Genomic DNA, 22,089 nt, shown 5'->3' with positions numbered 1-22,089 from the left:
TCAGGAGCGTCAAGACGATCCTGATCGCACCCTGCGGCGTGGCTTGACCGGCGCAAAGATCGCCGCGAGATCCGCGCCGTCGGGCGCCGGGCACTCGTCGAGCCGCAGCCGGCCCTCGACATGCAGGAAGTGCTCGCGCGACACCGCGATCGCGCGCATCAGGTCGCGGTCGCGTAGCGCCGCGACGATCGCGCCGTGCTCGTCGACCGCGCAGATCGACTGCGCCGCCGGCTCGTACACCGACACCATCACCGAGGAGCGGCTGAGCAGGTCGCCGAGCATGCGCGACAATTCCGGATTGCCGAGCGCGTCGACCAGGTGGACATGAAAGGCGCCGGACAGCCGCACCGAGGTCGCGCGATCACCGCGCCGCGCCGCCGCGTGCTCCTCTGCCAGATGCGCATCGAGCCGGGCGAGCAGGAGATCATCGACCCGCAGCACCAGCTGGCTGAGCACGCCGGCCTCGAGCACGCGATGCGCCTCATAGACTCGTCTGATATTATCAAGCGTCGGCCGCGGCACCCGCGCGCCGCGGTTCGGAATCATCTCCAGCCGCCGCTCGGCGCCGAGCCGGTGCAGCACCTTGCGGATGCGCTCGCGCGACACGCCGAAGACCGCGGCCAGCGGCGTCTCGGCGAGCTTGGTGCCGGCCTTGAGCTTGCCTTCCAGCAGCGCGCGCAGAATGGCCTGATACACCGCCTCGTCCTCGGCGGGATTGGCCTTCCCGATTCGCTGCGCTCGCATCGCCATGCTCCGTAGCTAGGCCCAAAGCCGCGGCAGGTCACCTCCAAAAAATGTGCACATTATGCTCGCGGCCGGGGAGGAGGTCGGTCGAGAAGCGGATCGAGGAAGAGCTCAGAGCAATGATCTCGTTGATGAATCCAAAAATGTGCACATTTGGCACGGCGCTTGCTGATCCTCGTGACACGTCACGCGACAGCTCACACGGGATCCTCTCATGCACCCCTTCTCCCGCCGCAGCCTCCTGAAAACCGGTGCGGCCTTCGCCGCCACCCTTGCCGCGCCCGCGCTGGTGCGCGCCGCCCCCAAAGAGATCGTGATCGGCGGCCCCGCCGGTGCCGCCAAATATTTCAACGCCGATCTGTTTCCGGTGCTGGAGAAGAAGCTCGACTGCAAGGTGCTCTACGAGGGGACGAACTCGCTGACCAATCTGCAGAAGATGCAGGCCGACAAGGCCAGCCCGAAGATCTCCGTCGTGATCATGGACGATCCGGTGATGCTGCCGGCCGCGGCCGAAGGGCTGATCACCAGGATGTCGTCGTCGGCGATTCCCAATCTCGGCAAGCTCGTCGACGACGCCGTGCACCAGGACGGGATGTGGGCCAACTACCAGAAGCCGTGGGTCGGCATCGCCTATTCCACCAGGCGCATGAAGACGGCACCTGGCAGCTGGGCCGAGCTGTGGGATGCGAAATACGACTCCAAGATCGTCGTGCCGTCGTTGTCCAACACCGAAGGATTCTGGACGCTGCTCGCCGCCGCGCATCTCGAGACCGGCAAGCCCTACAAGGAAGCGCAATACGAGATCGATGCCGGATTCAAGAAGATCAAGAGCCTGAAGGCCAATCTGCTGAACGTCTATACGAACGCACCGCAGGCCATCAATCTGCTGGAGCAGGGCGAGGCCTGGATGATCGGCGGCCAGTTCTCGGCCTACACGCTGATCCGGAAAGCGGACGGCTCGCCGGTCGATCTCGCGATCCCCAGGGATGGCGGCTTCTCGATGCCGTCGGGCATCGCCAAGGTGAGCGGCGCGCCAGCCGGCGATCTCGCCGACGCCGTGATCGACTTCTATCTCAGCCCGGAGGCGCAGACCATCCTGGCCAAGACGGCCTTCATCGCACCGACCAGCAAGGCGACGCCGCTGCCGGCCGGCTATCCGGATCCGGCCTCGCTGTTCGCGCCCGACTGGGCCTTCATCGCCAAGAACCGCGCCGGCTGGGTCGATCGCTGGAGCAAGGAGATGACATGACCGCCGCGCCGCATCTCGTCATCAGCGGAGTCTCCAAGCGCTTCGGTGCGGCGACCGTGCTCGATCGCGTCGATCTCACCATCTGCCGCGGCGAGCTGGTCACCCTGCTTGGGCCCTCAGGCTGCGGCAAGACCACCTTGCTGCGTGCCATCGCCGGCCTGGCGCCACCGGACACCGGCACGATTTCGCTCGCCGGGCGCGACGTCACCCATGTGCCGCCGCATCGACGCAATGTCGGCGTCGTGTTCCAGAGCTACGCGTTGTTCCCGCATCTCACCGTCGCCGGCAACGTTGCTTTCGGCCTGAAGGTGCGCGGCACGCCGAAGGCCGAGATCGATCGCGCGGTGGAGCGCGCGCTTTCGCTGGTCAAGCTCGGCCATCTCGGCGGCCGCCGCATCTCGGCGCTGTCCGGCGGCCAGCAGCAGCGCGTGGCGCTGGCGCGCGCGATCGCGGTCGAGCCCGACGTGCTGCTGTTCGATGAGGCGCTGTCGGCGCTCGATCGCAAGCTGCGCGAGGAGATGCAGGTCGAGCTGCGCCGTCTGCTGCAGGAGGTCAAGGCGACCGCGATCTTCGTCACCCATGACCAGGACGAGGCGCTGACCATGTCGGACCGCGTCGCGGTCATGAACAGGGGCCGCATCGAGCAGCTCGCCGAGCCGCGCGAGCTCTATGCCCGGCCTGCGAGCTTGTTCGCGCTCAACTTCGTCGGACTGTCGACGCGCATCGCGGGCCAGGTGGTCGGCGCGCATGACGGCACGGTGGACGTCGTGACGCCGGTCGGCCGTCTGTCGGCGCGCGGCGCGTTTCAGCCCGGCGCGTCGGTGATCGTCGCGACGCGGCCGGAGCAATTGCGTCTCGGCGCGATGGATGGCGCCAACTCGGCCGCCGGCCGCGTGCGCTCGGTCGTGTTCCAGGGCTCGCGGACGCTGGTCGACGTCGATGCCGGTGCCGGCGCCAATCTGCTCGCCGAGCTATCGGGACGCGAGGCCGAGGTGCCATGCGTCAATGACGAAGTCCGCTTCGCCTGGCCGGTGTCGGAGACCTTCGCCTTCGCCGCCGAGGCTTGACCATGACCGACGCCGTGTTGCCAGCACCGATCATTGAGCCCGCGCCCGATCGCGAGCGGCTCGCCGCGTTCGGCTTCGTCGCGCCATCGGCGCTGATCATCGCGCTGGCGTTCGTGCTGCCCTTGGCGCTGCTGCTCGGCGTCAGCGTGCTCGATGGCAAAGGCGGCATCACGTCGGCGAACTACACGCGGCTGCTCGGTACGCCCTATTATCTCGGAATCATCTGGAATTCGCTGCGGCTCGGCCTGCTGACGACGCTGATCGCCTTCCTCATCTCTTATCCAGCCGCCTTCGCGCTCGCCCGCGCCCGCGGCGCGTTGCGCTCGGTCCTGCTGGCGACCCTGTTCCTGCCGCTCGCAGCCTCCGTCATCGTCAAGGCGTTCGCCTGGACCATCCTGTTGCGCAGCGACGGCCCCATCAACACCGTGCTGATCGCGCTCGGGATCATCGAGGATCCGATCCGCATGATCTTCACCCAGACCGCGCTGATCATCGGTGCCGTCAACATCTTCCTGCCGTTCATGGTGCTGCCGATCTACGCAGTCGTCGCGCAGCTCGATGGCCGCTACGCGGAAGCCGCGGCGACGCTCGGCGCCTCGCCGCTCGTGGTGTTCTTCCGTGTCATCCTGCCGCTGACCTTGCCCGGCATCATTGCTGGCGTGGCGCTGGTGTTCTCGCTGTCGGTGTCGGCCTATGTGGTGCCGACGCTTCTGATCGGCGAGAAATATCCGACGCTCGCCACCACCATCGCCAAGGCCTATCTGCTGGCGCGCGAGCCCGGCTTCGGCGCCGCCGCCGGCGTCGTGCTGTTGGTGATTGCGGTCATCGTCGTCGCGCTCAGCACGCTGCCGTCGCGGGAGCCGAAATGACGACGCGCGTCGCCATCATCATCTGCTGGCTGCTCGCGATGGGCCTCGCGCTGTTCCTGGTGCTGCCGCTTGTGGTGATCGCGGCCGCGTCATTCTCGCCGACGCCCGTGTTCGACCTGCCGCTGTCGGGCGCCTCGCTGCGCTGGTACGGCCGCATCGGGCGGCTCGACGGTTTCTGGCCGTCGCTATCTCTGTCGCTGCAGATCGCCGTGCTGTCGACCGCGCTCTCGCTGGTCGCCGGCACGCTTGCCGCGATCGCGATCGCCCGGGGCAGACTGCCGGGTGCAACCGCGATCGGGACGCTGCTCGTATCGCCTTTGATGATGCCGGGTCTCGTGCTCGGCATCGCGCTGTTGCAGTATTTCCGCATGATCGGTTTCACCGCGACCTGGAGCGCGCTGCTGGTGGCCCATCTCGTGGTGACCTTGCCCTATGTCGCCCGCACGATGATCGCAGGCCTCTCGCGCTTCGACTTCACCCTCATCGAAGCCGCGCGCACGCTCGGCTGCACCTATTCCGGCAGCGTGCTGCGCGTGATGGTGCCGGCGCTGGCGCCGTCGTTCCTGATCTCCGGCCTGTTCAGCCTGTTGGCCTCGTTCGACAACTATCCCGTCTCGATCTTTCTCGCCGACGTGCGCTCGAAAACGCTGCCGATCCGCATGCTGCAATATATCGAGGAGGCGCCCGATCCGACGCTCGCGGCGCTGTCCACCCTCATTCTCGCCGGCACCCTGGTGCTGCTGCTGATCAGCGACCGCCTGGTCGGCCTGCACCGCATGGCTGGAACCGCGGATTGACACGATGACCCCACGGCCTGTTTTCCGCCGCGATCTCACGGGCTATGCCGGCAGGCCGCCGCATCCGCGCTGGCCCGACGACGCACGCGTCGCGGTGTCGCTGGTGGTGAATTTCGAGGAGGGCTCGGAATTCTCGGTGTGCGACGGCGATCCGAGCAACGAGGCGATCTACGAGGTCGTGCATCGGCTGGACGGCCCCGACCCCTGTATCGACAGCCATTTCGAATACGGCACGCGCGCGGCGTGGTGGCGCATCATGGACCTGTTCGACGCCCACGGCGTCAAGGTCACCGTCAGCGCCTGCGGCCGCGCCGTCGAGCGCTCGCCGGAGCTCGCCCGTGATGCCGTGGCGCGCGGCCACGAGGTGTCGGCGCATGGCTGGCGCTGGCAGAGCCATGCCGGGATGGGCGAGACCGAGGAGCGCCGCGTGATCGCGCGCACGGTCGAGACGATCCAGCGCGTCACCGGCCAGCATCCGCTCGGCTGGCATACGCGCTCGGCGGCGTCCGCGAACACGCGGCGGCTGCTGGTCGAGCAGGGCGGCTTCCTCTACGACAGCGATGCCTACAATGACGACCTGCCGTACTACGTCGATGTCGCCGGCCGCCCGCATCTGGTGCTGCCCTATGCCTTCGACAGCAACGACATGCAATTCTACAACGGCTCGCGCTTCCGCGGCGCCGACTTCGCCGACTACGTCATCGACGCCTTCGACTGGCTCGCGCGTGAGGGCGCGACGACGCCGAAGATGCTGTCGATCGGTCTGCATCTGCGCATGATCGGCCGCCCCGGCCGGATCGGCGCGCTCGACCGCATCCTGTCCCACGTCACCGGCAGCGGCGTGGCCTGGATCGCGCCGCGCGCCGACATCGCCCGGCACTGGCTGGCGACCGTGCCGCCACCCGGCACGACCTGACGGACCTTGGCCTGGTGACGGACTGGCGCGGCCCGGCCTGGCCGCCTACATCTGCGCCATGATCGATCCTCTCGCGCTAAAATCCTTCATCGACAGCCACCACCGGATCGTCGTGCTCACCGGCGCCGGCTGCAGCACCAATTCGGGCATCCCCGATTATCGCGACAATGACGGGCAGTGGAAGCGCACCCCGCCGGTGACCTATCAGGCCTTCATGGGCAGCGACGAGACGCGCCGTCGCTACTGGGCGCGCAGCATGGTCGGCTGGCGGCGCTTCGGCCGCGCCCAGCCGAACGGCGCACACCACGCGCTGGCGCGGCTCGAGGCGCAGGGCCGCTGCGCGCTGCTGGTGACGCAGAATGTCGACCGGCTGCACCAGGCCGCAGGCACCAGCAATGTCATCGATCTGCACGGCCGGCTCGACCGCGTCCGCTGCATGGGCTGCGGCGCCACGCTGTCGCGGGCCGCGTTTCAGGACGAGCTGGCGGGCGCCAATCCGCGCTGGCTGGCGCATGATGCCGCCGCCGCGCCCGATGGCGATGCCGATCTCGACGGGGTCGATTTCGCCGGGTTCTCCGTTCCGGCCTGTCGCGCCTGCGGCGGCATCCTCAAGCCCGACGTCGTATTCTTCGGCGAGACCGTGCCGCGCGAGGTCGTCGCCACGGCGCGCGAACATGTCGATCAGGCCGACGCGATGCTCGTGGTCGGCACCTCGCTGATGGTCTATTCGGGTTTCCGCTTCGTCCGCGCCGCCGCCGACCGCGCCATCCCGATCGCCGCCGTCAATCTCGGCCGCACCCGCGCGGATGATCTGTTGTCGCTAAAGGTGGAAGCGCCTTGCGACGAGGCGCTGGCGTTCCTGCTCGAAGGATAGGGCGGACAGTCCTCTCTCCGCCGTCATGGCCGGGCTCGCCCCGGCCATCCAGCTGTTTTGGCGCGGTAGAAATGAATGCCCGGGTCAAGCCCGGGCATGACGAGAACCTAAAATGTTGTCCGCCTCACCGCGACTGCGGCTTCTCGCGGTTCTCGATGCGGTCCTTGTTGTTGACCTGCTCGTTCTCCGGCTTGCCGACCTCGACCGTCTTGCCGGCCTGGTTGCCTGGATTGTAGTGGAACTTGCCTTCGCGATGCTCGCCCGGCTGCTTCCGATCGGGATTGACATTGTCGGCCATGGAACTCTCCTGTCGCTGTGCCGGACAACGTCGCGGGCGTGATGCTTGTTCCGCGGCTGAGCGCCGCGGCCCCGTCCATGCGGCATCATCTCTCTCTGTGCGGACCGTCACGGAAGCAGCGCGCCCTGACCGTCATGATCCTCGCATGGGCTGCAGGGGCAGCCTCAAGCAACGAGGGACAAGGTCATGACGTCCAGCATTCGTCTTTTCGCCGCCGCCGCCATCGTCGCGGGCGCGGGCCTGCTCGCGTCAGCATCGACATCGCCGGCGTCTGCCGGCTGGGAATGGCTGGGCAACAAGAACTACATCAACTGCCTGCAGCTGTTTGCGAGCGGCAACTTCCTGATCCCGGCAAACGCCACCCCGGCCCAGCGCGCGGCCAAGCACGAAGCGGGCCGCCGCTACTGCAATCGCCAGTACTACGGCCACGATTGAGGATGACAGCTGCAGGCACGATCGAGGCCGCGCCGCCTCGATCGTCGCGGCCTGCTGCCTCACGCCCCCGTCACGCGCCAGATGCAGTTGCCGACGTCGTCGGCCACCAGCAGCGAGCCGTCCGGGCCGAGCGTCACGCCGACCGGCCGCCCATAGGAGAAGCTCTCGTCCGGCGCCAGGAAGCCGGAGAGGATGTCGCGCGCCGGGCCCGACGGCTTGCCGTTCTCGAACGGAATGAACACGACCTTGTAGCCGGACAGCTTGCTGCGATTCCACGAGCCGTGCTGGCCGATCACCATGCCCTCGGGGAAGCCGGGCAGGGTGCCCGCCGGCAGCCAGCACAGGCCGAGCGAGGCGGTGTGGCCGCCGAGCGCGTAGTCCGGCGTCAGCGCGGTCGCGACCAGGCTCGCGTCCTGCGGCACCCGGTCGTCAACCGTCCTGCCCCAGTAGCAATAGGGCCAGCCATAGAAGCCGCCCTCGCGCACCGAGGTCAGGTAGTCCGGCGGCGTCTCGTCGCCGAGCCCGTCGCGCTCGTTGACGACGGTCCACAGCGCCCGCGTCTGTGGCTCGAACGCCAGCCCCACCGCGTTGCGCAGGCCCGCCGCGAAGATGCGGCTCGCACCGCTGGCGATGTCCAGCTCATAGATGCAGGCGCGGCCCTCCTCGACCTCGAAGCCCTGCTCGGCGATGTTGGTGAGCGAGCCGACGCCGGCATAGAGCTTGGTGCCGTCAGGGCTGACCAAAAGGCTGCGCGTCCAGTGTCCGCCCGGCTTGAACGTCGTCAGCCGCTGGCCCTGCGCGGTGATGCGCTCGGCGCCCGCAGTGTAGGGGAAGGCGACGATGCCGTCGGTGTTGCCGACATAGAAGGTGTCGCCGACCAGCGCCATGCCGAACGGCTGGCTGAGATTCTCCATGAAAGCATTGCGGCGCTCGGCGGTGCCGTCGCCGTCAGCATCGACCAGCCGCGTGATGCGATTGGCGCTGACACCGAGGGCTGCGGCGCGGCGCATCGTCGCCTGCATCGCATAGCTGAACATGTTGCGCACCGGGCTCGGAATCTGCGTCGCCTCCGCGATCAGCACCGATCTGTCCGGCATCACGTAGATCCAGCGCGGATGGTCGAGTCCGGTCGCGAACGCATTCACCTTCAGCCCCGCCGCCGCCACCGGCTTTTCGCCGTCGCGCCAGCCCCGCGCCGTCGGCATCTTCAGGGTCGGCAGCAGGCCCTGCGGCTTCGCCACCGGGATCTGCGGCTGCGCGCCCCACGCCGGCTGCGGCGTCTCTCCCTGCAGCTTGCGCCACTGCAGCGCCGCATTGCCAACCAGCGCGACACCGCGCGCAACGATGGAGGAGAGGGTCATGAAACGTCCTGTGGGATGAGACAGAGGCAGGGTGTGATGGTCGAGATCCATAATACATCTCGCCGTCGCGGCTGATGTGACGATTCTGCGGAGCAGGCGCGGTTGGCCTGCGTGCCCTGCATGCGCGGTGCTCCGGGCGTGGCTCAGGGCGCCCCGTCTGCATCGCTCCACGGGTTGAGGAGCGCGACGCCGGTGGCGGCGAAATCTGTGGTGTTGCGGGTGACGACGGTCAGCCCGTGAACCAGCGCTGTCGCGGCGATCAGCGCGTCGCGCTCGGGCCGCGGGTCGGGCACATGCAGGCGCGCGCAGTGCTGCGCCACCGCGGTGTCGATGGCGAGGATACGGCCGTCGAAATGCGTCAGGATGTGCTGGTCGATCCAGGCCCGCAGCGCAGCTCCCTGGGTCGGGTCTCTGCGCGCAACGCGCTGCGCGCCCAACTCGATCTCGAGGATCGAGATCGCGGAGAGGAAGACGCTCGCGGCCGGACGCGCCGCCGCCCAGGCGACGACGTTGCGGTCCGCCTTGTCGCGGCGTCGGAGCTCGGAGACGACGTTGGTGTCGAGCAGGAACATCAGTCGAGGTCGGCGGGCCGGCCGATCGGCCCGGCAATGCGTGGCGGCTCGAACTCGAAATCGGCCCCCGGCTGCGCCAGCGCGTCGGCGAGGCTCATGCCGCCGCCGGCCAGGCGGAGATAGTCTTCGATGGTCAGCAGCACATGCGCCGGCCGCCCGCGGTCGGTGATGAACACCGGCCCGTTGGCCGCTTCTTTCTTGGCGCGGCCAGTGTCCTGGTTGAACTCGCGGCTGGTCAGCGTGGTCATGGCCGGCCTCCTGGCAGTGGTCGTTATCCCTCTGACGGCAGAGCATATGTAGAGACGTTACTACATTCAAGCGCGATGGTGACGGCGACTGGCGACGGGCGTGTTGCTCACGCCGCCCACCGCCGGTCGCATCCGGACATCCGCCGTCGGATTCGACCTCTCACCGCGAAGCCGATGCGCCCCTCCCCCTTGCGGTGAGCGGTCGGGGGTGGGGGTAGCCCAGCCGTGCGCTGGTCATGATCGATCGAATGAATGCCCGCTCCTCATCGTGCAACATCGCATCGGTGATTGCGGCGGAGGGGGGCGCGCTGAGAAAGCCGCCAACACGCACGACATCGCCGCAGCCGTGGCGCCGTCATTGAATTGCACTACAGTGGTGTCACATGCTGCCGGCGCGTCGGCGGCGGGCGACAATGGAAGTCAGGGGGATGCACGGCATGATGGGGGTGATCAATTCAGGCGCAGCGCAATCGTCTGCGTCAGGTGTCGCTCTCACGCGTGGGCTCTGCCGATGACGTCGCTCGACAAGTCCGCCTTCACGCCGCACGCGCTGCGCGAGAGCGTGCTGAACGAGGTGCATGCGCGGCCGTTCACGCCGCTGACGCAGCCGGTGCTGGTGATCCGCTTCGCCTTCATGGCCAAAGGCGCCAGCGCGGCGACCGACCGCGCCAGCCTCGCCGCGTTCTGCGCGCAGCATGGTGCGCTGCCGCCGGAGCCGGGCGTGAAGCATCACCAGATCGATCTCGGCCCGGTCAGGCTGCGCTTCGAGCAGCATTCGGAATTCGCCACGCTGACCTGGATCTGGAGCCCGCCCGCGGACTCAGGCCCGCGCCGCTTCGGCGCCATCGCGCCCGAGCTGCAGGCGCTGATCGCGGCGCTGCCGCAGGCCGGCGAACTGCTGGTCGCGGTCAAGCTCGAGGTCGAGAATGCGGCCGATCCGGTGGCGCGCGCCGAGGAGATCTTCGACAAGAGCAGCCTCGCCATCGTTGCGATCAAGGGCAGCGCCGGCGCGGTCGCCTCCGACTTCCGCCTCGACGACGACGGCTTCACCCGCATCCTGGTCTGCGCCGATGGCCCGACGCCGGAGCGGCTCGGTGCGCTGGTGCAGCGCGTGCTGGAGCTCGAGACCTACCGCACCCTGGCGCTGCTCGGCCTGCCGGCGGCGCTGGCGCTGGCGCCGGACGTCGACCGCATCGAGCGCCGTCTGGTCGAGGTGCTCGCGGAGATGCAGGGCGCGCAATCGTTCAAGCTCAACAACCACCTGCTCCGCGAGCTGACCGAGCTCGAAGCGCTGCTGGAGCGCGGCGCCACCGGCAGCCTGTTCCGGTTCGGCGCGAGCCGCGCCTATTACGACCTGGTGCAGGCGCGCCTGTCGGTGATCGAGGGCGAGCCGGTCGCGCCGTATTCGAGCTGGTCGTCATTCCTGGCGCGGCGCACTGCGCCGGCGATGCGCACCTGCAACGCGCTGGAGGGCCGGCAGTCGAACCTGTCGCTCAAGCTCGCGCGCGCCGCCGATCTGCTGCGCACCCGCGTCAATGTCGAGCTGGAGCAGCAGAACCGCGACCTCCTGCGCTCGATGAACGAGCGCACCAAGCTGCAGTTGCGCCTGCAGAGCACGGTCGAAGGCCTGTCGGTGGCCGCGATCGGCTATTACGTCGTCAGCCTGTTCGGCTATCTCGCCAAGGGCGCACATGACAGCGGCCTGCCGGTCGAACCGACGCTCGCCACCGCCGCCTTCGTGCCGGTCGCCATCGCGCTGATCTGGTTCACGACCCACCAGATCCGCAAGCGGCATCTGAAGGAGGACCACGAGGCGGAGAAGACCGAGCACGAGTGACGCGCGGCGCTTGCCAGCGCGCGGCGAGGCGGCTAAGCGGCGGTCTGACGGGACAGAGGCGATGAGACGATGAGCGGCACGACAATCGAATTCCTGGTTCACGCAGGCGGCGGGGCGACGCGGCAGCAGATCACGCTGAGCCGCCTCGTCATCGCCGGCTGGACCGGGCGCGATCCGGTCGCGCGCGACAAGCACATCGCCGAATTGGAAGAGCTCGGCATTCCCCGGCCGGCGACGACGCCGATCTATTACGAGGCCGCGGCCAGCCGGCTGACCACATCCGACAGCATCGAGGTCAGCGGCGGGGAGTCCTCCGGCGAGGTCGAGTTCGTGCTGGTGAAATCGCGCGGCAAACTGCTGGTCGGCGTCGGCTCCGACCATACCGACCGCAAGGTCGAGACCTACAACATCACCGTCTCCAAGCAGATGTGCGACAAGCCGGTGGCGCCGGAGCTGTGGCTGGTCGACGACGTCGCCGCGCATTGGGACCAGTTGATGCTGCGCGCGTTCGCGACCATCGGCGGCGAGCGGGTGCTGTACCAGGAGGGCGCGCTGAGCGGCATGCTGGCGCCTCTCGACCTGATCGCGCGCCGCTACGGCGAGGCCGGCCTGCCCGAGGGCACCGCGATGTTCGGCGGCACGTTTGCCGCCAAGGGCGGCATCCGCCCCGCCGACCGCTTCGAGTTCGAGCTCGCCGATCCCGTGCTGAACCGCGTGATCCGCCATGGCTACGCGATCGCGCAGCTCGCCATCGCCGGCTGATCGGGACGCGCGCGATCACGATCGTGTGCGGCGAGGGTGGACCGGGTGAGCGTCCGCTACGGCAAGGGCCTGTTAAGCAAGACGGCCTAGGGTGTTGGAGTGTGCCGAAGCGGGACCGCCGCGCATCAGGCGTTCGCGTCCGGCACGATCCTGTCGCGACATGAGACGCGGAGCGGCTGGCAAATCCTTAACCGATCCCTACCTGATCATGGCTCATTCGACGGGTCGGAGGACAAGGGCGATTAACTAGAAGTTTAGGAATTGGTTGTGCGCGTGGATACCTCCCTTAAGGGTTTTATTAAATACCCCGGGAATTGGGAGAGTGCGATGCGCGTGGCGATCGTCCACGATTGGCTTTACGTTCTCGGCGGCGCCGAGAAGGTCCTGCAGGAGATCTTGCGCTGCTATCCCGGCGCCGACGTCTTCACGCTGTTCGACCTGCTGCGTCCCGAGGACCGCGCCAAGCTGGGATTCGAAAAGTCGCACACCACCTTCCTGCAGAAGATGCCGTTGTTGCGGAAGTATCACCGCTCCTACCTGCCGCTGATGCCGCTCGCGATCGAGCAGCTCGACCTGTCGAGCTACGATCTCGTGATCTCCTCGAGCTGCGCGGTGGCGAAGGGCGTGCTGACCGGGCCGGAGCAGGTTCACGTCGCCTATGTGCATTCGCCGATGCGCTACGCCTGGGACCTGCAGCACCAGTATCTTCAGGAGAGCGGCTACGCCACCGGCATCAAGGGCCTCATCGCCCGCGCGTTGCTGCACAAGATGCGGATCTGGGATGCGCGCACCGCGCACGGTCCCGACGCCATCTTCACCAATTCGCAGTTCGTCGCCCGCCGCATCAAGAAGATCTACGGCCGCGATGCCAAGGTGATCTATCCGCCGGTGACCATCGCGCAGCGCGATGCGATCCTGCCGGTCGGCAACCACTTCCTCGCCGCCAGCCGGCTGGTGCCCTACAAGCGCATCGAGCCGATCGTGCGCGCCTTCAACACCATGCCGGACCTCGAGCTGGTCGTGGCCGGCGACGGCCCGGAGGCCGCGCGTCTGAAGGCGATCGCGGGGCCGAACGTCAAGTTCGCCGGCTTCGTGCCCGACAAGCAGCTGCGTGACATCATGACCACCGCCCGCGCCTTCGTGTTCGCCGCGGAAGAGGATTTCGGCATCATCCCGGTCGAGGCGCAGTCGGAAGGTGCGCCGGTGCTGGCCTTGGGCCGCGGCGGTGCGCGCGAGTCGATCCTCACCACGGGGCCGCGGCCGACCGGCATGTTCTTCGGCTCGCCCGAGCCTGCGGCGATCGCGGCCTGCGTGCGATCGTTCGTGGCCAAGGAGAAGTCGATCTCGCGTCTCGATTGCCGCCAGCGCGCCGGCTTCTTCTCGGCCGAGCGCTTCCGCAGCCAGTTCGTCGCGGCGGTCAACGAGGAGCTCGAGCATTTCCGTGCGGGACATCAGGGCCGCGCGACACGGCTGATTGCGTAACGTTCGGATGTGGTGCGGGTGCAGATCATGAGGCAGGCGGGTCTTACGGAAGCCTTGTCCGGCCTCGACGCGTTGGGGCGGATCTGGCGCCGTCGCGGCGTGTTCGCCATCGTGGCCGGCGCCGTCCTCGCGATTGCGGTGATCGCCCTCGTCGTATTGCCGGTGCGCTATCTCGCCACCGCCTCGGTGATCATCGCCGAGCAGGAGCCCGGCGCCAACACCTCGGCGGCGTGGGCGCAGAAGGTCGGCGACCCCGCCGACATGGAAAGCCAGCTGCTCGTGATCCGCTCGCCGCGCCTGCTGCGGCAGATCATCTCGTCGCCGGGTGTTGCCGACGCGGTCGTCAGCGAATGCGAGCGCGGCCGCCTGCTCGGCTCGACGGATGCGTGCCAGCGTCTCAAGACGGATGTCGGCGCGTTCATCGACCACGTCGAGAGCCGTTTCAGCGTCGCCTCCGCCGGCCGCTCGCGCGTCATCAACATCTCCTATCAGTCGGGTCTCCCCGACGTCGCGCAGACGCTCGCCAACGCACTGACGCAGACGTTTCTCGAGGATCAGCGTACCGAAGGCGCCAACAGCCGCGAGGTCGCGAGCTCCTGGCTGTGGCAGGAGCTGAAGCAGCTCGATCAGCAGCTGCGCGAGGCCGATGACAAGATCCAGAAGTTCCGCCGCACCAAGGGGCTGATGCGCGGCGCCAACGCGCCGATCTCCTCGGAGCGGCTGACGAGCATCGGCCAGCAATTGTCGCAGGCGGAGGCCGCGCGGGCCGAGGCTGCGGCGCGGCTGCAGGAGATCAAGTCGGAGCAGGAGCGCGGCCCGACCGATGCGCCTTCGGTGCTGCAGAGCCGGACCATCGCCGACCTCAAGCAGCAGCTCACGACAGTGAGCGCGCAGCTCGCGAGCGCCGCCGGCGTGCTCGGTCCGAAACACCCGTCGATCCTGGCGCTGACCCGCGAGCAGGCGAGCATCCAGCAACGTCTCGTCGAGGAGATGCAGTCGATCGCGGCCAGCGCGCAGAAGGCGTTCGATGCCAACACCGCGCTGGTCAATTCGCTCAAGAAGCAGATGGAGACCGCCAAGGCGGAGGCCGGCTCGGCCACGCTGGATGAGGCCTCCATCGAGAGCATGGTGCGCGACACCGAGATCAAGCGCCAGCAATATGCCGAGCTCTACAAGAAGGCGAGCGAGCTCGAGACCGAGCGGCGCGTCCTGCGCGGCAGCACGCGTCTCGTCAGCCTTGCCGAGCTGCCGAGCAAGCCGTTTTTCCCGAAGAAGATCCCATTCCTCGCCGCCGGCATGACGCTCGCATTGATCTTCGGCGTCGGTGCTGCGCTGCTCGCCGATCAGCTCGGCGCGCGCCTGATCAGCCTGCCCGTGCCCGTCACTCCGGAAGCGCCGGCCCAGCAGGTCGAGGCGCCCGCTGTCGACGAAGCTCCGGCCATCGTCCCTGAATTGGCCGAGAGTGCGACCGCACCGGAGACGGCGACGCCACCGCCCGAACGAAGCTCTCATCTCCCGAGCGTCGCCGACGTTTCGATCCTGGCCTGCTTGCCGCGCCTGAAGAGCCTGCGCGAGATGTCGGCGCTCGGCGCGATCCTGCAAGGCCATCAACCGCTGGCGATCCCGCGCGTCTTGCGCCTCGCCTCCGAGGACACCGATTTTCAGCATGCGCTGCATGATCTCGTCCACGAACTCGGTTTGAAGCGGTCCGCGCGATCGCAGCGCATCGTCGTGACCTCTCCCGATGCAGGAGATGGCAAGACGACCACGGCCTGTGCGCTGGCAGAGCACCTCGCGGCCGCAGGCCGGCGCGTGCTGGTCGTCGAGTGCGACGTCTCGCATCCCGCCTTTGCCGAGATCATGGCCCTGCCGGCAAGCCCCGGATGGCTCGGCGCGCTGGAGCGCGGGACGCCGCTCCGGGACATGATTCTGCCGACCGCGCATCCCTCGCTCGACGTGCTGCCGATTGGTGCGACGACCGGTCCGGTCGGCGACATTCTCGACGCGATCAGCCTCGACGGTCTCCTCGCTGGTCTCGATGGCTATGATGCCGTGATCGTCGACACGCCGTTGCCGTCGCAACGGAACGACTTCCTTGCCGGTACGGACTGGGCGATCGTCTGTGTCCGCAGTGACCGGTCGTTGATCGAGCCGGCGGTCGTGACGGTGAACAGGAGCAGGGCACTCGGAGCCCGCGATGTCGGCATCGTCGTCACCATGACCGACGTCGAGCACCGCAGCACGCCTGTGGTCCAGACCGCGCCCGTGGCAGCCTACGCCGGAGCCGGGTGATGTCGACCGAGCGTGTCCTGTTCGTCGATCACACCGGGCAGATCGGCGGCGCCGAGTTGATCCTGCTCGATGTCGTCCAGGGCCGCAAGAATTCATCGGTGTTCCTGTTCGAGCCGGGCCCGCTCGGCCAAGTGCTGGCTGAGCGCGGGATGTCGGTCATCACGTCGCGCTGGGGCCGCGGCCTGGGGCAGTTCAGACGCGACAGTTCGTGGCTCAAGGCGCTGCCGCTGTTCGGTCGACTCGCGGCAATCACCGCGGAGCTCGCGCATGTCGCACGCAAGCATGACGTCTTCTATGCCAATTCGCAGAAGGCCTTTGTCCTGTCGGCCATCGCCAACATCGCGGCACGGCGGCCGTTGATCTGGCATCTGCACGACATCATCAGCCCGGCTCACTTCGGCGCGCTGCAGCGTCGCATGCAGATCTTTCTCGCCAACCGCTTCGCGGCGAAGGTCGTCGTCCCCTCCGAAGCCGCCGCAGCCGCCTTCATCGAGGCCGGAGGTCGACGCTCTCTCGTCGAGATCGTGCCCAATGGCCTCGCCGTCGAACCCGTGCCCGCATCGCGGCAGGAGCTGCGGCAGCGACTCGGCCTGCCGTCCGCACCTCTGGTCGGCGTCTTCAGCCGGCTCGCCCAGTGGAAGGGCCAGCACGTCCTGATCGAAGCGCTGGCCAAACTGTCGGGTGTTCACGGCATCATCGTCGGAGATGCCCTGTTCGGCGAGCAGGACTACGCGGCTGACCTGAGACGGCTGGTCGCGGAGCTGGGCCTCGGCGATCGCGTTCACTTCCTTGGGCATCGCAGCGACGTGCCGCTGCTGATGCAGGCGGTGGACGCGATGGTGCATCCGTCGATCGATCCCGAGCCGTTCGGCCGCACCCTGGTCGAAGCGATGCTCGCCGGCGTGCCGGTGATTGCCACTGACGCTGGCGCTGCGCCGGACATCCTCGAACATGGCCGGGCCGGCCTGCTCGTGCCGCCTGGTGATGCGCGTGCGCTGTCCGAGGCTTTGGACGCGGTGCTGGCTCAACCCGAGATCCTCGCGCCACAGCTCGACTACGCGTCGCGCCGCGCGCGCACCCATTACAGTCTTGCCCGCATGCTGGACTCGATCGGGCTTCTGATCCGCAATGTCGGTGCGGGAGCGGCGGTGTGAGCACGATCGTCACACCTGCCCCGTCCTCCGAGCGGCGTATGGTCGATCTCGTCGCGGACTACGATCCGCTCGGCCCGCTGTTCGCCATTCTCGCGCCGGTGCTGTCGTGGCCGAAACTGCTCGAGGACGGACAAGTCTCTGCGCGATGGAAAGGGCCGCCGGCCGTGTCGGAGGAAGCCGCATGAGCGCCTCCGGTCCTTCGCTCAAGCGCTTCAGCGCGCTGCTGATCAGCGGTGCGCTGGCGAGCAAGATGCTCGGCTTCGGCCGCGAGGTGCTGATGGCGCATGTGTTGGGTGCCTCGCTCATCGCCGACGGCTTTCGCGCCGCGATGGCGGCCGTGCTCATCCCGCTCGCATTCCTGCAGAACGAGAGCGTGCCGGCGATCATGATCCCGATGCATCGCGAGGCGCTGCAGCGGCCGGATGCCGCGCGCAGCCTCGGTGCGCTGACGATCGTCATTGCCATCGTGTCGAGCGCAGTGACCGCGATCATCCTGCTGCTGGGCGAGCTCTGGGTGAACGCCGTCGTCGGCGGCTTCTCGGCGGAGGGGCGTGAGCTCACTTTGCATTTCGTGCGCATGATGGCGTTCGGCATGCCGGCGTCCGCGGTCCTCAACGTTCTGGCGGCCGGCGAGATCGCGCTCGGGCGCACGCGGCTGACCAATGTCCGCGCCAGCCTGCTCAACGTCGCAGTGATCGGCGGAATCGGCCTGCTGGTGCTGACCGGCGACGCCTACATGCTCGCCTGCGCCTTCACCGTCGCTTTCAATGGCCTCGCCGCCTGGGGCCTGGTCTCGCTGTGGCGCGAGGGCGCGCTGAGCGTCTCCGGCCTGACCGCCGGCATGGTGGTCGACAAGGGTGTCGAATTCTTCCGCCGGCTGCGCGTCCTGCTTGCGCTGCCGCTGGCCGAGCAGGGCAATGTCTGGATCGAGCGCTTCACGGCGTCGCGGCTGACGACGGGCGCCGTCGCCTCGCTGGACTACGCGCGCTCGCTGACCGAGAGCGCGCTGCTGCTGATCAGCCAGCCGCTCGGCATGGCCGTGCTGTCGCAGCACGCCCCGCACGATCCGCGCGCGCAGACCGAGGCGCTGCTGCGGCCGCTGCTCGCACTGACTTTGCCGGCCTCGGCGTTCCTGCTGGTCTTCTCGACCGACATCGTCCGCCTGATCTATTTCCGCGGCGCGTTCGGCGACGAGGCCCTGCTGCTGACCTCGCATGCGCTCAAGGGCATCGCCTGCGGCGTCTGGGCCGCGACCCTCGGCTGGATCCTGATCCGCCTGCTCAACGGCGCCGGGCGCAACGGCGTCGCCGCGCTGATCATCGTCTCTGCCTATCTCGCCAACATGGGTTTCAACCTGCTGATGCCGCTGTTCGATCCGTCGCCGGCGGCCGGCATGCAGTTGCTCGGAGTTGGCGAAGCGATCCGCAGCCTCGTGCTGCTGTCGGGCGTGGTGTTCGTGCTCGGCGATGCGCGAAAGCTCCTGCTCGTGATCGGCTTGGCCCTGCTGCCGACCGCACTGATGGCCGTGCTCGGCCTGATGATTCAGACCTCCGTGCCGGGCCTGCTGCCGCGCCTGTTCGCCGGCGGATTGGCCTATATGCTCTGCCTGGCCTTCGCGATCGGCATCCTGCTGCCGGCCGTGGTGGGCACGGCGCTCCGCCATGTTCGTCGTACGTTCAAGATGAAGGGAGAGCTGAGTTGACCCTGTTGGCCCTCGCTGCCGCCAAGGCCATGATGGCATCCGGTGCCTTCGTCCTTCCGCTCGCCAAGGCCGCCGATCGTGTGCTCGGCCCGCGCGGCTGCTGCCTGACCTTCCACCGCACCGCGCCCGCGGAGCAATGGGAGCGTCTGCCCAATCGCGACTTCTACGTCGATGCCGACTTTCTCGATCGTTTCCTCGGCTATGTCCTCGACCAGGGTTGGGATGTCGTGACGATCAGCGAGGCGCTGCGCCGGCCGGCAAGCGCCGAGCCGCCCGGCCGCTACGTCAACTTCTCGATCGATGATTGCTACCGCGATACGTGCGAGCTGCTGGTGCCGGTGTTCCGCAGGCACAAGGTGCCGGTGACGCTGTTCGTGACGACCGGCATTCCCGACGGCACTTTGCCGCTGTGGGCCGCTGGCTTGGAGGATGCGCTGCTGCACAGGGACCACGTCACGGTCGACGATGAGCGGATCGCGCTGTCGAGCGCCGAGCAGCGCCGCGCGGTGTTTGCGCAGGTCGCCTCGCGCTGGGATGGCCCGCAGGCCGCGGATCGTTACGCCGCGTTCTGTGCCGCCAACGCCATCGACATCGATGCAATGCATTGGAAACATGCGATCTCCTGGGACATGCTGGAAGCGCTGGCGGGGGATCCCCTCATCGAGATCGGAGCCCACACCGTCTCGCATGCGCGCATCTCGTCGCTGCCTCCGGAAGCCGCCCTGCGCGAGCTGGCCGGCGCGCGGCTGCGATTGAACGAGCGGCTCGGCATCGACGTCCGGCACTTCGCGTTTCCTTACGGGCGCGCCGCCGATTGCGGGCCGCGGGACTTTGCGCTGGCGCGGCAGGCCGGATTCGCCAGTGCTGCGACCACGCGCAAGGGCCTTGTCAAAGCCGGGCAGGATGCGTTTTCGATTCCGCGCAACACCATGAACGGCGCGCATCGCACGCTGGCGGCGATGGAGCTGCATCTCACCGGCTTCAGCGGGACTGCAGCGAAGGTGATGGGCCGTGTCTAGCAGGGGCCGCTTGCGGATCGTCTCGATTGCGCATCCTGCCACCAGCAGCGAGGCCGGCCGGCTGCGCTACCGCCATCTCGCCTCCCGGCCCGACGTCGATCTGCATCTTGTGATGCCCGAAGTGTGGAAGGAATTCGGCCGCACCATTACCGCGCCTCACTCCAACGAAGGGTTTCCCGTCCATCGGCTTCCGATCCGGCTGCCGAACGCCGGGCCGATGAAATGGTACCTGCACTTCTATCCGGCGCTGCGCCGCCTGCTGCGCGAGCTCGATCCGGACGTGATTCATCTTTGGGAGGAGCCCTGGAGCATCGTCGCGCTGCAGGCGCAGATGCTGCGCGGTCGTGCGGCGCTCGTGCTCGAGGTCGACCAGAACATCCTGAAACGGCTGCCGCCGCCGTTTGAGGCGATCCGCAAATTCGTCCTCGGCCACACCGCTCACATCCTGTCGCGCAGTCCCGATGCGACTGAGGTCGTGAGGGCGCGTGGCTACACGGGTCCGGTGACCCCGATCGGCTATGGTGTCGATCTCGCGACCTTCATGCCGGCAGATGATCCGTCGAATGCGACGACCGGCTCGCCGCTGCGGCTCGGCTATGTCGGCCGGCTGGTGGCCGAGAAGGGTCTCGACGATGCGCTCGATGCGCTCGCACGGAGCAAGTCGGCGGCCACGCTGAGCATCATGGGTGAAGGTCCGCACGAGCCGCATCTGCGCCGGCGCGTGGCCGAACTCGGCTTGAACGGGCGCGTCACGATCCAGGGCTGGGCTTCACCCGCCGCGGTCGCGGCCTTCCTGCGCGGCCTGGACGCATTGCTGCTGCTGACGCGAACCACGGACGCGGTGCGCGAGCAGTTCGGCCGGGTGATCATCGAGGCCCAGGCCTGCGCCATTCCGGTGATCGGATCAACCTGCGGAGCGATTCCGGATGTCGTCGGCGACGGCGGCTGGATCGTGCCGGAGCAGGATCCCGGCAGCCTGTGTCGGCTCATCGATGAGCTCAGCGGCCAGTGGGCGGAGCTCGCCGTTCGCAGTGAGGCGGCCCGCGCAAACGTGCTCCGGCGCTTCACCTATGATGCGGTCGCGGCGGCGATTGAAACGGCATGCCGTGCGGCCCATCAGTCGAGAACCGCATCCCGCCTCGCCCGCCCACAGCGGCTGCAGACGAATTAGCTAGGCCTTCAGCGGCAGTGCAATCGCTGCGCGGCCAGGCTGTCGCTTGGCGGCATCGATCTGCTTGAGCAGCTCGATGTATTGCAGCCCGATCTGGTCCCAGCCATAGGTCTGCGCGGTCGCATGGGCGCCGTCCTGCAGCCGGCGCATCAGTGCGGGATCGGCGAAGACCGCCGCGAGCTTGGCGGCGATGTCGTCGGCGTCGGCCGCGATGCGGAAGCCGTTGACGCCGTCGTGCAGATAATCCTCGATTCCGCCGACCGGCGTTGCGAACACCGGCACCGCGCAGGCCATGGCCTCCATGCAGACGAGCGAGAAGGTCTCATAGCTCGTGGGGAGCACGAAGGCATCGGCCGCCGAGTACAGCGCCGGCAGGTCCGAGCGTGGGCCGGCGAAGATCAGTCGTTGCTGGGCGTTACGCGCCAGTCTGCGGTAGGGCGCGGGATTGTCCGAGCCGACGACCAGCAGCCAGACGTCGTTGCCGAGCCGATCGAGCGCGCCGATCGCATGCGCCAGTCCCTTGCGGTTGAATTCGTGGCCGACGAACAGCAGCAGGCGCGCGTTCTCCGGGATGCCGAACTCGCGCCGGATGGCCTGGCCGCCGACGGCGTCGCGCTTGAAGCGCGCGAGATCGATGCCGTTGGAGATGACATGGATGCGGGCGGCCGGCACGCGGAAGAAGCGCTGCAGCTCCGCGGTGACGCGGGAGGACACCGCCACGAACGCCTGATACCGCAGGCCTCCGATCATGAATCGGTCGCGCAGCGCGACCCACAGATGCATCGGGTTGAGCATCCAGCGCCAGCTGCCGGCGGCGCGCTTCTCGGCCAGGCTCTGCGCATTGACCGCATGCACGATCAGCACGTCGCCCTTGAGACTATCGCCGTGGCTGACGACGACGGCATCGGGGTGCCGCGCCAGCGCCCGTGTCGCGGCGAGCGTGAACAGCGGCACGACCACGGCGCGGCCGATGTGCCGAAACAGTCCGCGAGTCGGAATCCGCGCCAGCCATGGCGCAACGCGCTCGACCCTTATCGTGTGTTCGAGATTGTCCGCGACGGCGCTCGCGAGCACGACGTTCGATAAACCATTCCGGCCGAAAACGCGCGCCAGCTCGATAGCAACGGTTTCCACGCCGCCGGCATTGCTTATCTCTTGAACGATCTGGACAATCTCAAACGTCATAACGGAAATCTACGGGATCAGACATTGCGACTTCGTTCCAATCTGCTGGTCATTA

At 67.8% G+C, this 22,089-nt stretch carries 22 protein-coding genes; 16 read left to right on the top strand and 6 right to left on the bottom strand.

From position 1 onward, the window contains the following. Nucleotides 1–9: 9 nt before the first annotated feature. The gene (locus tag QX070_RS30355) at nucleotides 10–750 is read right to left on the bottom strand and encodes a GntR family transcriptional regulator (protein WP_315740822.1); all 741 of its coding nucleotides are present in this window, start codon (nucleotides 748–750) and stop codon (nucleotides 10–12) included. 208 nt (nucleotides 751–958) lie between these two features. Between QX070_RS30355 and QX070_RS30350 the strand changes: the two genes are divergently transcribed. From QX070_RS30350 to QX070_RS30325, 6 genes are read left to right on the top strand one after another with little or no spacing between them, the layout of a single operon-like run. After that, nucleotides 959–1,993 carry an extracellular solute-binding protein gene (locus QX070_RS30350; protein ID WP_315740821.1) on the top strand — a complete coding sequence of 345 codons (1,035 nt, stop codon included), beginning with the start codon at nucleotides 959–961 and terminating at the stop codon, nucleotides 1,991–1,993. Then, on the top strand, nucleotides 1,990–3,060 hold the full coding sequence (locus QX070_RS30345; RefSeq protein WP_315740820.1) for an ABC transporter ATP-binding protein: 1,071 nt from the start codon (nucleotides 1,990–1,992) through the stop codon (nucleotides 3,058–3,060). Before QX070_RS30350 ends, QX070_RS30345 begins: the two co-directional genes overlap by 4 nt. A gap of 2 nt (nucleotides 3,061–3,062) precedes the next feature. Next, complete coding sequence (locus QX070_RS30340; RefSeq protein ID WP_315740819.1) at nucleotides 3,063–3,929, top strand: ABC transporter permease; 867 nt, start codon at nucleotides 3,063–3,065, stop codon at nucleotides 3,927–3,929. Then, nucleotides 3,926–4,726 carry an ABC transporter permease gene (locus QX070_RS30335; protein WP_315740818.1) on the top strand — a complete coding sequence of 267 codons (801 nt, stop codon included), beginning with the start codon at nucleotides 3,926–3,928 and terminating at the stop codon, nucleotides 4,724–4,726. Before QX070_RS30340 ends, QX070_RS30335 begins: the two co-directional genes overlap by 4 nt. Before the next feature lie 4 nt (nucleotides 4,727–4,730). Then, a complete protein-coding gene (locus tag QX070_RS30330; protein WP_315740817.1) occupies nucleotides 4,731–5,642 on the top strand; it encodes a polysaccharide deacetylase family protein in 912 nt (303 codons plus the stop codon). Between the two features lie 58 nt (nucleotides 5,643–5,700). Then, nucleotides 5,701–6,516, top strand: coding sequence for an NAD-dependent protein deacetylase (locus QX070_RS30325; RefSeq protein ID WP_315740816.1), 816 nt, complete (start codon nucleotides 5,701–5,703; stop codon nucleotides 6,514–6,516). Between the two features lie 124 nt (nucleotides 6,517–6,640). Here QX070_RS30325 and QX070_RS30320 read toward each other — a convergent pair whose 3' ends face one another. Then, nucleotides 6,641–6,814 carry a hypothetical protein gene (locus tag QX070_RS30320; protein ID WP_315740815.1) on the bottom strand — a complete coding sequence of 58 codons (174 nt, stop codon included), beginning with the start codon at nucleotides 6,812–6,814 and terminating at the stop codon, nucleotides 6,641–6,643. 186 nt (nucleotides 6,815–7,000) lie between these two features. Between QX070_RS30320 and QX070_RS30315 the strand changes: the two genes are divergently transcribed. Next, nucleotides 7,001–7,249, top strand: a complete 249-nt coding sequence (locus QX070_RS30315) for a hypothetical protein (protein WP_315740814.1) — start codon at nucleotides 7,001–7,003, stop codon at nucleotides 7,247–7,249. A gap of 59 nt (nucleotides 7,250–7,308) precedes the next feature. Here the strand turns inward: QX070_RS30315 and QX070_RS30310 are convergent, their stop codons facing one another. The 3 genes from QX070_RS30310 to QX070_RS30300 form a co-directional block, all read right to left on the bottom strand. Then, on the bottom strand, nucleotides 7,309–8,610 hold the full coding sequence (locus QX070_RS30310; protein ID WP_315740813.1) for a sorbosone dehydrogenase family protein: 1,302 nt from the start codon (nucleotides 8,608–8,610) through the stop codon (nucleotides 7,309–7,311). 143 nt (nucleotides 8,611–8,753) lie between these two features. Further along, on the bottom strand, nucleotides 8,754–9,182 hold the full coding sequence (locus tag QX070_RS30305; protein ID WP_315740812.1) for a type II toxin-antitoxin system VapC family toxin: 429 nt from the start codon (nucleotides 9,180–9,182) through the stop codon (nucleotides 8,754–8,756). Beyond that, nucleotides 9,182–9,430, bottom strand: coding sequence for a type II toxin-antitoxin system Phd/YefM family antitoxin (locus tag QX070_RS30300; RefSeq protein WP_315740811.1), 249 nt, complete (start codon nucleotides 9,428–9,430; stop codon nucleotides 9,182–9,184). Before QX070_RS30300 ends, QX070_RS30305 begins: the two co-directional genes overlap by 1 nt. Nucleotides 9,431–9,941: 511 nt before the next feature. Between QX070_RS30300 and QX070_RS30295 the strand changes: the two genes are divergently transcribed. The 9 genes from QX070_RS30295 to QX070_RS30255 all read left to right on the top strand — a co-directional run bounded on the left by QX070_RS30295 (nucleotide 9,942) and on the right by QX070_RS30255 (nucleotide 20,849). Next, nucleotides 9,942–11,267, top strand: a complete 1,326-nt coding sequence (locus tag QX070_RS30295) for a DUF3422 domain-containing protein (RefSeq protein WP_315740810.1) — start codon at nucleotides 9,942–9,944, stop codon at nucleotides 11,265–11,267. Between the two features lie 69 nt (nucleotides 11,268–11,336). Further along, nucleotides 11,337–12,029 carry a DUF2848 domain-containing protein gene (locus QX070_RS30290; protein WP_315740809.1) on the top strand — a complete coding sequence of 231 codons (693 nt, stop codon included), beginning with the start codon at nucleotides 11,337–11,339 and terminating at the stop codon, nucleotides 12,027–12,029. A 327-nt stretch (nucleotides 12,030–12,356) separates the two neighbouring features. Next, the gene (locus QX070_RS30285; RefSeq protein ID WP_315740808.1) at nucleotides 12,357–13,511 is read left to right on the top strand and encodes a glycosyltransferase; all 1,155 of its coding nucleotides are present in this window, start codon (nucleotides 12,357–12,359) and stop codon (nucleotides 13,509–13,511) included. A gap of 27 nt (nucleotides 13,512–13,538) precedes the next feature. After that, nucleotides 13,539–15,803 (top strand): exopolysaccharide transport family protein, encoded by a 2,265-nt coding sequence (locus tag QX070_RS30280; RefSeq protein WP_315740807.1) that lies wholly within the window; start codon nucleotides 13,539–13,541, stop codon nucleotides 15,801–15,803. After that, nucleotides 15,800–16,957: a glycosyltransferase family 4 protein gene (locus QX070_RS30275; protein ID WP_315740806.1), complete on the top strand. Its 1,158-nt coding sequence runs from the start codon at nucleotides 15,800–15,802 to the stop codon at nucleotides 16,955–16,957. Before QX070_RS30280 ends, QX070_RS30275 begins: the two co-directional genes overlap by 4 nt. Next, nucleotides 16,954–17,142 carry a hypothetical protein gene (locus QX070_RS30270; RefSeq protein ID WP_315740805.1) on the top strand — a complete coding sequence of 63 codons (189 nt, stop codon included), beginning with the start codon at nucleotides 16,954–16,956 and terminating at the stop codon, nucleotides 17,140–17,142. The genes QX070_RS30275 and QX070_RS30270 overlap by 4 nt, the downstream gene beginning before the upstream one ends. Continuing rightward, nucleotides 17,139–18,659 (top strand): lipid II flippase MurJ, encoded by a 1,521-nt coding sequence (locus QX070_RS30265; RefSeq protein WP_315740804.1) that lies wholly within the window; start codon nucleotides 17,139–17,141, stop codon nucleotides 18,657–18,659. Before QX070_RS30270 ends, QX070_RS30265 begins: the two co-directional genes overlap by 4 nt. Continuing rightward, nucleotides 18,656–19,678, top strand: coding sequence for a polysaccharide deacetylase family protein (locus tag QX070_RS30260; RefSeq protein WP_315740803.1), 1,023 nt, complete (start codon nucleotides 18,656–18,658; stop codon nucleotides 19,676–19,678). The genes QX070_RS30265 and QX070_RS30260 overlap by 4 nt, the downstream gene beginning before the upstream one ends. After that, entirely contained in the window at nucleotides 19,671–20,849 is a 1,179-nt protein-coding gene (locus tag QX070_RS30255) for a glycosyltransferase (RefSeq protein ID WP_315740802.1), read from the top strand. Before QX070_RS30260 ends, QX070_RS30255 begins: the two co-directional genes overlap by 8 nt. Here the strand turns inward: QX070_RS30255 and QX070_RS30250 are convergent, their stop codons facing one another. After that, nucleotides 20,850–22,034 carry a glycosyltransferase family 4 protein gene (locus QX070_RS30250; RefSeq protein ID WP_315740801.1) on the bottom strand — a complete coding sequence of 395 codons (1,185 nt, stop codon included), beginning with the start codon at nucleotides 22,032–22,034 and terminating at the stop codon, nucleotides 20,850–20,852. Nucleotides 22,035–22,089: the final 55 nt, after the last annotated feature.

The organism is Bradyrhizobium sp. SZCCHNR1093 (assembly GCF_032381175.1).
Classification (GTDB): Bacteria; Pseudomonadota; Alphaproteobacteria; order Rhizobiales; family Xanthobacteraceae; genus Bradyrhizobium.
Note: the sequence above shows the minus strand (reverse complement) of the source record. Positions and strands in the feature narration are given on the sequence as shown.